Here is a 13,221-nt window from a genome sequence, read left to right on the forward strand (position 1 = left end):
GCGCGAGGCTGTCCTGCTGGCGGCAAAAATGGCAATGCGGCAAGTCAGGTTGAAAGAGGCGGCGCATAACACCGATTAACGAAGACAGAACCGAACGCTGGGGTAGGAGCTTACGGCGGGCGGTTGAGCAACCGGGAGGAACCGACATGCTGAAACAGATTACTCTAGCACTGCTTGCGATAACCACCGCAGCGCCGGCACTGGCTTTCGAGCCGAAACGGCCGGTTGAGTTCGTGGTGACTTCGGGGCCCGGAGGTGGCACAGACAATTTCGCCCGAACGGTGCAGTCGATTATCTCAAAGCACAAACTGATGAACGCGCCGATCGTCGTCACCAACAAGGGTGGGGGCAGCGGAGCAGAAGGCTTCGTTTACGCGGCCGGTTACAAGGGCGATCCTTATAAGCTGACATTCGGCACCAACAATGAATACCTTCTGCCGAGTGTTGCCGACGTTCCCTACGCTCCGGAAGACCTGACGCCCGTGGCCGCCCTTGCGCTCGATGAATTTCTGGTCTGGGTGAATGGTGAATCCAAGATCAATGACATCAAGGCCTTTGTGGCGGCAGCGAAGACTGAGCCGAAAGCAATCCAGTTCGGCGGCAGTCAGTCCAAGGATACCGATCAGATACTTGTTTCGACCATAGCCGAGACGGCAGATGCCGAATTCCGTTACATTCCATTCAAGAGTGGCGGTGAGGCGGCTGTCCAGTTGGCTGGTGGCCACATTGATGCCAATGTAAACAATCCCAATGAAAATCGCGGCCAGTGGCAGGCCGGTATGGTGAAGCCGCTTTGCGTCTTCCGACCGGATCGCTTTCCGGAAGGAGCGCCCGTGCATGATGGCAAGGGTTGGCATGATATCCCGACCTGCGCCGAGGCTGGTCTGGCGATCGACAGCTACCGCATGCCGCGCACCGTCTGGCTGCCGGCCGGGGTCGATGAGGAGGTCGTCGCCTTCTACCGCGATGTTTTGAAGAAGGTTTCCGAGACTCCCGAATGGGCAGATTACGTTGCCAAGACCTCTCAGACATCGCAGTTTATGGCGGGTAATGACTTCAATGCCTACCAGACAGGTGACCGTGAGAACGTCCGCAAGGTCCTTAAGCGCGAAGGCTGGCTGGTGAAGTGAACCATTTATGGGGGGCGCCTCCGCTGGCGTCTCCGTCTTTGCAGCGCTTGGAGGCGAGCATGACCGAGTCTGAAAAGGGATCTATATCCCGCAAGACGATGGAAATACTGACCGCACTCCTGACCGCAGGGGCAGGTTTCGCCGTCTGCTACGGATCCTGGCGGAGTGGCATAGGCTGGAGTGAGACAGGACCCGGGGCAGGTTATTTCCCCTTTTACATCGGTGCTCTGATCGTACTCGGCAGTTTGGTGACGCTGCTGCGCAGTCTGTTTTTCTATCAACATGACGGAGAGGTTTTCCTCGACGTCAAAAGAGCCAAGCCAGTTCTCGGCTTCTCTTTGCCGATCGTTGCCTTCATCGTCGTCTCCTTGTTCCTCGGTCTTTATGTCGGTACCGCGCTTTACATCTTCGCCTCGATGAAGTGGCAGGGAAGTTACCGTTGGTGGGTTTCTGTCGTCTCGGCATTAGCTGTCACGGCCCTGTTCTATCTGGTTTTCGAGATCGGATTTCAGGTTCCGCTGCTCAAGGGGCCGGTTGAAAGTTGGCTCGGCATCTACTGACCAAGCGACGCAGGCGGTTACTGAGGCCATAAGAACTGTTTCGGAGGATGGACGATGGGCAATTTCGGCTATTTGATGGATGGCTTCGCCACTGTCATCACCATGCACCACATTGTCATCATGATCGCCGGCGTCATGCTGGGAATACTCGTCGGTGTGCTGCCGGGGCTCGGAGCGCCGAACGGCGTTTCGTTGCTCCTGCCGCTCACCTTCACCATGGACCCAATTTCGGCCATCATCCTTCTCTCTTGCATGTATTGGGGTGCGCTCTTTGGTGGCTCGACCACCTCGATCCTCTTCAACATCCCCGGTGAGCCGTCTTCGGTCGCGACTACGTTCGACGGCTATCCGATGGCCAGAAATGGTCAGGCAACCCGGGCACTCACCCTCGCTTTCATGTCGGCCGGTATTGGAGCACTTGCCGGGGTTGTGGTGATCACGCTGCTCTCCAGCTGGGTCGCTCGCTTCGCGCTGCAGTTTTCCTCGCCGGAATTCTTTGCGGTCTATTTCCTGGCTTTTGCGAGCTTCATCGGTATGAGCTCCAACACACCCGCCAAGACACTGGTCATGATGATGCTGGGTTTTGCCTTCGCTACCGTCGGTATGGATACGATTTCGGGTGGACTACGACTGACGTTCGGAATTCCCGATCTTATCAAAGGCGTCTCCTTCCTCGTTGCCGTCATGGGCTTGTTCGGGATCGGCGAATTGCTGTTGACCACGGAGGAAGGGTTTCGCTTCGATGGAATCAAGGCGCGGGTCAGGGCGATCGACGTGCTGAGAACATTGAAGGAGATGCCGCGCTACGGTTGGTCGATTCTTCGATCGACGCTAATCGGTATCTGGATGGGCATCACTCCTGCGGGTCCGACAGCCGCGTCGTTCATGAGCTATGGTTTGGCCCGGCGTTTTGCCAAGGACAAGTCGCAATTCGGCAAGGGCGACCCACGCGGCATCGTTTCACCGGAGACTGCCGACCATTCGGCCGGCACATCTGCATTGCTACCGATGCTGGCCCTGGGCGTTCCCGGCTCGGCGACTGCCGCGGTGATGATGGGCGGATTGATGATCTGGGGTCTGACRCCGGGACCGATGTTGTTCATCGACCGGCCGGACTTTGTCTGGGGACTCATTGCGTCGATGTATATCGGCAATGTTGTTGCCGTTCTGCTGGTGCTCGCAACCGTTCCGCTGTACGCGTCGATCCTGCGGGTGCCGTTCTCGATCGTCGGACCGGTGATCGTCGCTGTCATCTTCTCGGGTGCCTATCAGATTTCCAATTCGACTTTTGATATGTGGCTCGTGCTCGGCTTTGGCATTTTTGGCTATCTTTTCAAGAAGCTGGATTATCCAATCGCTCCGCTCGTCCTCGCGATGGTGCTCGGTGACAAGGCAGAGGATGCCTTTCGTCAGTCCATGCTGATGTCGAATGGTTCGCTGGCCATCTTCTGGTCGAACCCGCTGGTCACGGGAATCATGGCGCTCGGCCTCCTGATGCTTGCCTGGCCAATAATCGCCAAGGCTGCCGGGGTGCGGGGCCTTCGCCGCCGCGCCAGCGAGCATTCAGCCAAGGTTTGAAGGCCTTGGTTCCAGCTGCCCACAAGGATCGATCTCGATGAATTATCATGAATACTTTGCCGGTGCGACCAAACCAGTCGAAGCGTGCATCGTTGGTACCGGCGGGTTTGGCCGCAGTTTTCTGGCACAGAGCCTGCACGTCCCCCTGATGAATGTGCGGATTGCGGTCGATGTCGACAGCGCCACGGCCGCCGCTGCCCTAAAATTTGCCGGGATCGAGGCTGTGGTCGAGTGCCACACAAAGGAAGAGGTCAGCCATGCCTGGACCAACGGTCTTTCGATCGCAGCCGGCGATCTTACGCATGTCATTCACCTGCCATTCGATGTGCTGGTCGAAGCGACTGGCCATCCGGAAGCGGGTGCCSGTCATGCAGAGCTTGCAATTAAGGCAGGCAAACATGTGGCCTTGGTCTCCAAGGAGGTCGACAGTGTTGTTGGTCCAGGCCTGGCGTTGCTGGCTGCCGAAATGGGGAGGGTGGTGACACCTGTTGACGGCGACCAGCCGAGCCTCCTGATCGGCCTTGTTACTTGGGCGGAAATTCTCGGTTTCGAAATCATCTGTGCCGGAAAGTCGAGTGAATATGATTTTGTCTTTGACCCCGCGACCGAAATGCTGACGAGTAACGGCGTTTCTGTTGCTGCTCCCGGATTTGCCGATCATCTCGTTCTTGGGGAGCGAGACGCTGCCGAGCTCGTGGCAGCCAGGTCCCGTGCAGCGTCGAAACTGCCCCAGCGGGCGGTTCCTGACCTTTGCGAGCTCGCCGTCACCTCGCATTCGGTCGATCTTGCCCCTGACCGTCCAGAGCTTCACTGTCCTATTGCCCGGATTTCGGAGGTGCCAACGTTCTTTTCCACGCGGCCCAACGGAGGGCTTCTCGAAGGTGAGCGGCGCATCGATGTGTTCCATTGCCTGCGTCTTCCTGGCGAAGTCAGCTTCGCCGGCGGGGTCTTCGTTGTCATTCGGTGTGGCGATACAGCAAGTTGGGAGCTTCTGGCCGGAAAAGGGCATGTCATCAGCCGCAGCGGTGCGACGGCAATGATCTATCTGCCTCGCCATCTTCTTGGCCTTGAGGCTGCCACGAGTGTTCTCGACGCCGGGCTTAAGAGTGTTTCCAGTGGCTCGCGACGACCACAGCCGCGTTTCGACCTCGTAGCGATCGCCGACGCCGATCTTGAGGCTGGAACAGTACTAGCCGCCGTTGGGCACCATCATTCTATCAAGGACGTTTCGTCGGCACTTGTCCCTGCAAGTGCACTCGAAGCAGAGCAGCCGGCACCGTTCTACCTGATCGCCAACCGTAGGCTGGTCCGACCGGTGACGGCCGGTAGCGCTATACGCCTCGCCGATGTGGCTGCAGACGATTCGATCCTGCTCGACTTGCGCCGGCAGCAGGATGCGCATTTCTTCGCGGCTGCACATGTTGACGTCAAACAGACAGATCACAAGGCCACTATGTTCGCTCGCCTGTAGATACTTGATACCCGCGACAAGACGTGGCAACTTGTGCCGTCAGAACTTCGGTACTGCCGCTCCGTTCCTGTCAACCGATCGTCGTAATTTGTACAAGGGGCAGGCATGGCGAAACGCCAGGATAATCTCAAGCAAGGTAACCCAGCCCCCGTTGCGCATGGCCGCCTCTTCATTACAGGCAGTAGTGGTAGACGGTTACTGAAGCTGCGCGACAGGAGTGGTTGGACATAGTCAGTCCGCTGGATGCGCGATATCTAGGATTCAAGCGATTATGAATCTGTTGGACTTGCAATACTGACTGCACGGAACCTCCGCTGTCGTTAAATCATCTCTTCCGCCTTACGACGGAAAAGCAGAAGTCGCCTTACCTGATCTTTCGGTATGTCGACTTTTTGGTACCAATCAAATCGGCTATTATCAGCCTTTTCAAAGGAAGGTTTATTATCGCATTTTGGATTAAACAGCTTTCCGAATCCGAGGGAGTTGAAAGAACGTCGTCCCTTTAGACTTCAAGTCAAGACTGTAAGGCCAAGGATGCGTCGTTTCGAAAAATTCGTTTGCTGCGATTATTGCGTTTAGTTTATTATGGATTATATTTGACGGAAACAGATAAGGAAAAATAGCCATGACGGTCGCACTCACCACAAATCCACCATCCAAAGATGATGTCGAGCTTGCACGCGCCTCAGGTCAGCGATTGGCTCCGTATGCGCGCAAAGGACTTGCTTTGACATTTCGCGTTCGTGATGCAGAGAACGAAGAAGCTATTGAGCTGCCGGCGGGGGCTGTGAAGCTGCTTATGGCCGTGCTTGAGGATATGGCATCGGGACGAGCTGTTACGATCGTCCCGCAGAACGCTGAACTGACAACACAACAAGCCGCTGACGTCCTGAACGTATCGCGTCCGTTTCTAATTGGCCTGTTGGACGAGAGGAAGCTACCATTCCGCATGGTGGGAACCCATCGCCGTGTTCGTTTCGAAGATGTGCTGAACTACAAAGAGGCGATCGACACGGAACGGCGCAAGGTATTGGGTCAGCTTGCAGCGGAGGCTCAAGAGTTTGGGATGGGATACTAAGCTTTTGGGGCTTTCACAGCCTTTTTGGACGCATCGGTTCTCTATCCGGCTCCCCTACGCGACCTGCTTTTGGAACTTGCTGTTTCTGACCTGTATCGCGCCAAATGGTCGAACACTGTGCATGATGAATGGATCAACGCTTTGCTCAGAAGCAGAGACGACCTTACCAGAGAACGGCTCGAGCGGACCCGCCACCTGATGAACGCCCATGTGCGCGACGCGCTTGTTACAGATTTTGATCAACTCATTGGCATTCTCCAGTTGCCGGATCCTGATGATCGCCACGTTCTGGCGGCGGCCATCAAGGGGCGGGCTGATTTGATCGTCACAGCAAATCTCAAAGACTTTCCCCGCAGCAAGCTCGCACCGTGGGGCATTGAAGCCCAACATCCCGATGAATTCCTAACGCACCAGTTCCACCTTTCGCAGCCGCAGTTTCTGGCCGCCGTAAAAGCGGTTCGCTTACGCCTAAAGAACCCGCCGAAGACGGTCGAGGACTACCTTGATACACTTCGCGCGCAGGGCCTCTTGGCTACAGTCAACGAGATCCAAGCATTTGATCAGTTCATTTAATCGAGGATATTGACCTCACAATCTTGAAGCTGGTGGCAGCACAGGTGGTGTTCTCGGCACGTGCGCCGAAAATCGCATAACGTCTCGTATGGAACGATGGGGTGGCACCCCTTTTGCGGCTGCGCTTCGACATCTGCGCAAGTCACCGTGCGAGAAATTGTCCGGCGAATCGCCTTCTCCAGGCCTTCAAGTTCCTCACAGCCTGCGGGCAGAGCTGTTTCACGCAAACGACATTTTTTAGCCTTCGCGATCTATCCGGCAACTGTATCGCACCAATCCAGTATTCTATAAGGCCAAGATGAATGAAGGCCTGAGTACGAGCGCCGGTTGAACGCTAAAGCAGAATAGAATTTTCGCCTCGCATATGAGGACCACCCAGAAAATCCTATTCCACTGTACTGTAAGCGATATATTGATGGCGCGATGAACGGGAAAATTTCGTCGAGTGACGCCCGGCAACTCTTGCGAACGGACATACCCAACGAAGGTTCTCGCAGTAATCCAAGGACAATAAACTTTCTTCGGTGAAATTCGCCCTCTGCCCACTCTGGCATCAATGGCAGTGATGCTTTCCGGCGGCATTGGACGAGGCATGATCATCAGTCAAAGCGCCCTTGCTTTCCAGTTGGGTTAGTAATTGGATACACGGCGGGAGGAAAAGGAGTCCGTTTTGCTCGAACTTACCTATCCAAATGGCTTTCCGGTGCATGTGAACCCGTATGCCGTCGTCACGATTACCCAAGCCGGCGAGACAACGAATATCGTCACGACCAATGGTGAGTTCTCCGTGAAAGAGGACCTAACCATCGTCTCTCAGAGATGGGTAAACCTCATGTCTCAATACGCGGGCCGTGGCTAATCATTCTGCCGCCAGCCAATCCAGTTTCGAGAACTCACTATCTCCGGTAAGTCGGAGTATGGTTCCCTCTGAAATGTAGTCTCGTGGGCTTTCGCCCATTGATTGCAGCCATCTGCATTGACCGGGAATGGCTTCTACCTCACACATGGGCGCTTTGTTGAACTACTGGATGTAGTTGGCGAGTTCGTGAACGAGCACGCCCAGGTTCAGCCGGTCCGCAAAACGCCAACAACGTACTCACAGCGCGAATGCAGCGTCGCCTCTGTCACGTCGACAAAAGCTCGGCCTCAGAGGTGGCGCCATAGGACAGCAGGTCGCCCTGCCAATTGCTGCGTTTCACAAATTGCTCCCAAGTCAACGCATGTGGATCGATTTTCCGACTCCACGTCAGGTCGCGGTCGGGGGCGTAATAGCCATACTCGACAGCGTATTCCACCATGCCCACCAATTCGCGAACGAGATGCTCGTCGGCGGCAAAATTCGGAAAGTGGCGCAACAAGTCTTCGCGCGAGTAAGCGGAGGCATAGTGYGCCCGCTGCCCGGTGACCCGCACAAAAGTGTCCACCATTTCTTGCGCCGAGAGAAACTCGCCGATCACTGGTAGGGTTTTGCCGGCGTATTGCGTCGGGTGATCGAAAATCTCGCGCACCGCCGGTCCGGCGGCAGTGAGCGGATCACAGAACGGCATGGGTATATGCGGCGGCAAGTATATGGCGAACGTTATGCCGTCCGCCCCGCGCTGCGGCACGTAGTATTCTAGGAAGTTGGTGTAGTAAAACGCCAGGTACACGAACGAACCGCGAATGGGCAAGCTGCGAATGTAGTCCTCCACCTTCGCCTTGTCGGTGAAGTGCGGCGCCCACTTCGTGCCGCCGGTACGCGCTTCGACATTCTCGAGCCCGCTGAAAACCACATGTTCGACGCCAGCGGCCACCGCCGCGTTAGCCAATTCCATGCCGAGGGTAAGCTCAAGTTCCTCCGGCGGCACCTTGACGATGGGCGGCGTCATCAAGAACGCTCCGTACGAGCCGCTCATGGCCGCGGTTAGCTCGGCCTCCATGCCGAGTTCAAGGGGTGCCACCACGACCTCGGCGCCCTTCTGCGCCAAGATTTGCGCGGGCTGGCTATCGCGGCGGCGCGTCAGTGCCCGCACCCGGTAGCGCCCACTGTCGAGTAGGGCCTCGGCGACACTGCGGCCTTGCTTGCTCGAGGCACCGCTACTATCCATTCAATGGATACCAAGCGCCTGGATCTCAATCTGCTGGTCACTCTTGAGACGTTGCTCGTGGAGCAGAACGTGACGAAGGCGGCGGCTCGCCTCAATCTGAGCCAACCGGCGGTAAGTGCCCAGCTAAACCGCCTCAGACACGAGTTCGACGACCCACTGCTAATTCCTGCACAGCGAGGAATGACGCCGACCGCTAAAGCAATGGAGTTGCTCGACCCTTTGCGCCAGGCCCTTGACCAAGTTCGAGCCACGGTTGTTTCCCATAGGAACTTCGACCCGGTTGAAGCCAAGCTAACCGTCTCTATCGCCTGTACAGATTATCTGCAGGCCGTGGTGGTCAAGCCGCTCGTCGTGGAACTTAGGATGCGGGCACCCGGAGTTCGTGTCGCGCTGCGCAATCTGGATGTGCTGCAGTTGGACGCGCAGATGGCGCGGGGTGATGTGGATCTGGCGCTCATGACGCCGCAGGCCGCTTCGCCGAGTCTTCGTACTCGACACCTGTTTGACGAGCGCTATGTGCTCATTGGCCGACGGAAGCATCCAAGACTACGAGAGGGAATCACGGTCGAGGAGTTTGCTGAGATGGACCAGGTAATTGTTTCCCTGGACGGCGGCGGCTTTGTGACGCCAGTGGACAGCGCTTTGGCTGACCTCGGACACAGGCGCAATGCGATGTTATCTGCAGCCTCGTTCTTGTTCGTTCCTGAGATCGTGTCTTACTCGGACTTCGTTGCCCTTGTTCCAGAACGTCTCGTACGCGACCGTGCCGACAAGCTGATGGTAATAGACTGCCCATTTCCCGTCGAAGGTTTCGCAGTGGGAATGGTGTGGCACGAGCGCAGTCACGGACACGGCGGCCAACGCTGGATCCGGGAGGCTATTGTGTCGCTGATGGCGCACACATAAATGGTTACCCTGGCCGGTGACGAAAGCGACGCGCGGCTTAGCGGATTAGGGCCTCCTCGAACGTGCGACTGAGGGGCGGGCATACAACGTATCGACTTGGACTGAGGTTCGGTGGCTAGCGATCTGGCTTTGGCTTCTCGAAACTATCTTCAGTTACATTGAAAGCGCGGATCCGGGGCCGACGGTTCACGTCGACGAGGAAATCGTCCGCGCCGCACGCCGTCTTCTCGACTTTCCCGAGAGCGGTCGACCCGGCTGAATTGCTAGAACCAGGGAGCTTGTTATCCCGCGTACGCCTTGCATTGCAGTTTTTCGCTTTCGAGGATCCTGCAGTTCGCATCCGTTCAAGGCGATCCCTGTCCGAACGGCCGAAGAGGGATTGTAGATATACGCGCTACAACAAGAATCAGCAAAAAGCTCGCTATTATCGGTATTTTCAAAGGAACGTTTATCCATAACTTTCCACTGGGACATGTCGGCGACCGGCACGACAACGCAATCGGCGTCGGCAGTGGTCCCGGTACGGCTTTCTCACCTGAAACGTTCGAGCCGTAGCAGAAGTATTTGCCGTACGGAGCCAAGACGCAAGCCGATAGCAGACGGGCAATGGTTGAAAAGTCCATATCAACCAAGGCGACTGTGCCATCCACGGGTCATTTCAAGGACATGGCCATCAGTTTCCACCATTGCCTTCACAATCGTACTCATGGGTTCTCACCGCTTTTGTCGTGCGAGGTTGGAACACGCGGATCAAGTGAACCAGAGACGCGCAGCAGCCGTTCGATACCCACCGCGGACATAGGACGGGACAGAAGAAAGCCTTGGAGATCATCGCAGCCGATCTGGCGTAGATAGTCACTTTGCTCGGTTGTTTCCACACCTTCCGCTGTCGTGCGAAGACCTTTTGCGTGGGCAAGATTAACAATGGCTTTGACAATATCTTCGTCATTGGCCGAGCGGCCGAAGCCCTGAACAAAGCTTCGATCGATCTTTATGCGATCGACTTCAAGCTTCTGCAGTCGTCCAAGTGACGAAAAGCCCGTTCCAAAATCATCAAGCGCGATGGTCACACCCAATGCGCGAAGCGCCCTGATGTTGTGTTCGCAATGTCCGGCGCTGTCGGTAAGAGTACTTTCCGTAATCTCCAGTTCGAGCCGGCGAGGATCCATACCGATTGCCAATAGCAGTTTCGCAACTTTCATCGCATAGGCCGGATTTCTCAATTCGACTGCCGACACGTTTACCGCGAGGGTCTGGATTGGCCATGATCGCGACTCCGCGCAAGCCTGCCGCAGGACACGTTCGCCCAACGCTTCGATCAGGCCCGCGTCTTCCGCTATGGGTATGAACACTTCCGGCGCAATCCAGCCGCGTTCCGGATGTCGCCAACGCAGGAGAGCCTCAACCCCGGTGATACGCTGATCCTCGGCCGAATAAAGCGGTTGATACTCAACCTTTATCTGGGTTTCCGACTTCACGGCCTTACGCAACTCGCGTTCCAAGGCACGGCGCTGCTGCAACATGGCGTCCATCTCTTTACCAAACACCGCAAACCGGCTTCGACCGGCTGTCTTTGCGTGATAGAGCGCAATGTCGGCCTTTCTGACAAGCTCGTCGCCCGCAGTGCCGTCCAGTGGTGCGGTGGCGACGCCTATGCTTACGCCGATGAAGATATGATTTCCATCGATATCGAACGGATACCGGACAACGGTGATTATTTCCTCACAAAGCGCTTCGAGCACCGAAAGTGCTCCGAAGTTGGGAACAATGATCGTGAATTCATCGCCGCCGATCCGGGCCATGAAAGTCTTCTGGTCGATGATGTCGTTCAGGCGCTTCGTGAACTGCCGGATGAGCTCATCACCCACTGGATGTCCGAGTGTGTCGTTGACCTGCTTGAATCTATCGAGATCAAGATAAAGCACCGCCACCGAGGCATTCCTGATGGTTGACAGTGCCTCATCGAGCTTATCGTTGAAATGTGCCCGGTTGGGCAGACCGGTCAAGGAATCATGCAGTGCGAGAAAGGTCGTCCGCTCTTCGCTTGCACGCAGCTTGGCGGATCTCAGGCGGAGGACCGCGAGGAGGATCGCCATGATGCCCAACATCAACAGCACAATGCCGACAAATGYCGGGCCAATTTGCGTCATGACCGTGGAACCGGGGCGATAGGGCTGCCAGATAAAATATCCAATAGTATTCCCGGCGGTGGACCGAAGTGGATAACTGTATTCGCCCGCTCGCAACGCGTCTTGTAATGAGTATCGCAGGCCATCAAAAAGATAGTCTCGTTCAAGGTCTGCGATGAAGCTCTTGTCCAGATAGCGAACGGACACGTGCAGGTAGGTTTCATCAACCGTCTGTAAAATGTTGCCGCTATCGGAGACGATCGGTTTGACGCTGACGATTGCCGGCCGGCTGCCAAGGGTGACGATTTCCGAGGCGCCTGCACTCAATACCCGGTCACCAAATCCGTCCGGATCGGGATTGCGCAACAGTTCGCGAAGCTTCGACGCAAGCGGGGCGACGCTCGATCTGGCAATGTCGTACACGGAACGATCGATCTGCTTGCCATCAGCAAAGGCGTACAGAACATTGTCTTTTCCGTCGAGGACATAGACCGCATCATGACCAAAATACGTGGTCATCCAGCCGCCAAGATTGTTGCTCAACCACTCCCCATTGTCGGGAGTTTTGACCTGGCGTACCGCCTCATCCCAGACGGTCGCGCTTTCCTGATCATGAGCGACCGAGAACTGCGCCTGCGATAGTACCAAGGCGAGCAGCTGTTCCTGCCGTTCGACAGCAATCTGATCAGTCATGCGACTTGACCACGCGAGCAGCGTGAAAACCGCAAAGCAAACAGCCATGGCAATGCCAAAAATTGGCAAAGTCGCCCTGAATAGGAACTTTGGTGACGTCGGTGCAGTATTAGTCATCAAAGAGGACTCGCATTTGGCCGTTACAAATCAAAGTACTTAATCGAAAAGAGGCGGAGACGATAGCCAGCGCGAGTTTGACAATTTTGCTACCTACGCTCGGGGACTCTATCGCTGATGCTTTAACAATTTGACTGCGATATGTGTTTCCAATCTATCTCGGGTATTGCAGGTCCAAACGGCGTCATTTCGAGCGATCGGTCATTCTGCTGTGGTGCGCTGGTATCTTGCTTATGGGCTAAGCTTAGCTTTGCGCGACCTGGAAGAAATGATGGAAGAGCGCAATACCATTTCGATCATTCGATGGAGCGTAGATGGGTTTTGCGCTTCTCCGCAATTGGATGGCCATTGTCGGAAAGAAAGGCGTGATCGCTTGCGGAGTGGGCATCGCTGGCGTAGCGGTCCAGGAATTCATTGTTCGATCTGAAGTAGCCGCCCGCATCATCGGCAAACAGCAGCGCCAGCAAGCAGAACAACTCTCTTGGAGGGCTGAAGTGGATCCAAAAGGGCGGTGGCTATTACTGTGCAATTCCCGCCTCAAGAGCTAATGACACAGGCAGCAAGCTGGCCGCTAGCGGTCCGCTTGCTGCCGCGGACCCCGATGATGATCTAGCAGGTTGGTTGGAAGATCGCGGAAATTTAGACACAACTCGAACACCGTCTGTATTTTCAAACGAACGTTATCCCCATCGGCCGTCGTGACTCTGGACAGCAAATTTCTCGCCGCGCAGACAACATCTCAATTATTTTCACACGGCGCGAAGCTGACTTGCATGATCGGTACTGGCGCGATTGAAATAGGGGCTTTGGTTTGGCAATTTGGTGGCAGAAATCGCGTCGAAACAGCGTGATAGCAATCTAGAGCCAGTCTTCTCCCGCATGCCGCGTTAGGCACCGCC

Annotated in this window: 11 protein-coding genes and 1 pseudogene; 10 read left to right on the top strand and 2 right to left on the bottom strand. The window is 55.9% G+C overall.

All coding sequences use genetic code 11. The annotated features are described in order from the left end of the window. Positions 1-146 precede the first annotated feature (146 nt). From ACXJ5O_RS08000 to ACXJ5O_RS08030, 7 genes are all read left to right on the top strand, one after another. A complete protein-coding gene (locus ACXJ5O_RS08000; protein WP_457299422.1) occupies positions 147-1,130 on the top strand; it encodes a Bug family tripartite tricarboxylate transporter substrate binding protein in 984 nt (327 codons plus the stop codon). A gap of 59 nt (positions 1,131-1,189) precedes the next feature. Continuing rightward, positions 1,190-1,690, top strand: a complete 501-nt coding sequence (locus ACXJ5O_RS08005; protein ID WP_457299423.1) for a tripartite tricarboxylate transporter TctB family protein — start codon at positions 1,190-1,192, stop codon at positions 1,688-1,690. A gap of 54 nt (positions 1,691-1,744) precedes the next feature. Next, positions 1,745-3,268 carry a tripartite tricarboxylate transporter permease gene (locus ACXJ5O_RS08010; protein ID WP_457299424.1) on the top strand — a complete coding sequence of 508 codons (1,524 nt, stop codon included), beginning with the start codon at positions 1,745-1,747 and terminating at the stop codon, positions 3,266-3,268. Positions 3,269-3,305: 37 nt separating this feature from the next. After that, the gene (locus tag ACXJ5O_RS08015) at positions 3,306-4,739 is read left to right on the top strand and encodes an NAD(P)H-dependent oxidoreductase (RefSeq protein ID WP_457299425.1); all 1,434 of its coding nucleotides are present in this window, start codon (positions 3,306-3,308) and stop codon (positions 4,737-4,739) included. A gap of 625 nt (positions 4,740-5,364) precedes the next feature. Continuing rightward, entirely contained in the window at positions 5,365-5,817 is a 453-nt protein-coding gene (locus ACXJ5O_RS08020) for an excisionase family DNA-binding protein (protein WP_457299426.1), read from the top strand. 24 nt (positions 5,818-5,841) lie between these two features. Next, positions 5,842-6,390 (top strand): PIN domain-containing protein, encoded by a 549-nt coding sequence (locus tag ACXJ5O_RS08025; RefSeq protein WP_457299427.1) that lies wholly within the window; start codon positions 5,842-5,844, stop codon positions 6,388-6,390. Positions 6,391-7,060: 670 nt separating this feature from the next. Then, positions 7,061-7,249: a flagellar FlbD family protein gene (locus ACXJ5O_RS08030; RefSeq protein WP_262291740.1), complete on the top strand. Its 189-nt coding sequence runs from the start codon at positions 7,061-7,063 to the stop codon at positions 7,247-7,249. Positions 7,250-7,514: 265 nt separating this feature from the next. Here the strand turns inward: ACXJ5O_RS08030 and ACXJ5O_RS08035 are convergent, their stop codons facing one another. Next, positions 7,515-8,477, bottom strand: coding sequence for an NmrA/HSCARG family protein (locus tag ACXJ5O_RS08035; protein ID WP_457299428.1), 963 nt, complete (start codon positions 8,475-8,477; stop codon positions 7,515-7,517). Between the two features lie 3 nt (positions 8,478-8,480). Here ACXJ5O_RS08035 and ACXJ5O_RS08040 point away from each other — a divergent pair, with 3 nt between their 5' ends. After that, a complete protein-coding gene (locus ACXJ5O_RS08040; protein WP_457299429.1) occupies positions 8,481-9,383 on the top strand; it encodes a LysR family transcriptional regulator in 903 nt (300 codons plus the stop codon). Between the two features lie 704 nt (positions 9,384-10,087). Here ACXJ5O_RS08040 and ACXJ5O_RS08045 read toward each other — a convergent pair. After that, entirely contained in the window at positions 10,088-12,205 is a 2,118-nt protein-coding gene (locus ACXJ5O_RS08045) for a bifunctional diguanylate cyclase/phosphodiesterase (protein ID WP_457299430.1), read from the bottom strand. Positions 12,206-12,474: 269 nt separating this feature from the next. Between ACXJ5O_RS08045 and ACXJ5O_RS08050 the strand changes: the two are divergent. Both ACXJ5O_RS08050 and ACXJ5O_RS08055 read left to right on the top strand, forming a co-directional pair. After that, positions 12,475-12,661, top strand: a pseudogene (locus tag ACXJ5O_RS08050) (hypothetical protein); the annotation flags it as partial. Continuing rightward, the gene (locus tag ACXJ5O_RS08055) at positions 12,637-12,870 is read left to right on the top strand and encodes a hypothetical protein (protein WP_457299431.1); all 234 of its coding nucleotides are present in this window, start codon (positions 12,637-12,639) and stop codon (positions 12,868-12,870) included. The pseudogene ACXJ5O_RS08050 and the gene ACXJ5O_RS08055, both read left to right, overlap by 25 nt. Positions 12,871-13,221: the final 351 nt, after the last annotated feature.

Source organism: Phyllobacterium sp. P5_D12 (assembly GCF_054049495.1).

Excerpts from the sequence above, each read along its gene's own strand:
- ACXJ5O_RS08000 (WP_457299422.1), top strand. The coding sequence starts at position 147 with ATGCTGAAACAGATTACTCTAGCACTGCTTGCGATAACCACCGCAGCG.
- ACXJ5O_RS08055 (WP_457299431.1), top strand. The coding sequence starts at position 12,637 with ATGGGTTTTGCGCTTCTCCGCAATTGGATGGCCATTGTCGGAAAGAAA.
- ACXJ5O_RS08005 (WP_457299423.1), top strand. The coding sequence starts at position 1,190 with ATGACCGAGTCTGAAAAGGGATCTATATCCCGCAAGACGATGGAAATA.
- ACXJ5O_RS08040 (WP_457299429.1), top strand. The coding sequence starts at position 8,481 with ATGGATACCAAGCGCCTGGATCTCAATCTGCTGGTCACTCTTGAGACG.
- ACXJ5O_RS08020 (WP_457299426.1), top strand. The coding sequence starts at position 5,365 with ATGACGGTCGCACTCACCACAAATCCACCATCCAAAGATGATGTCGAG.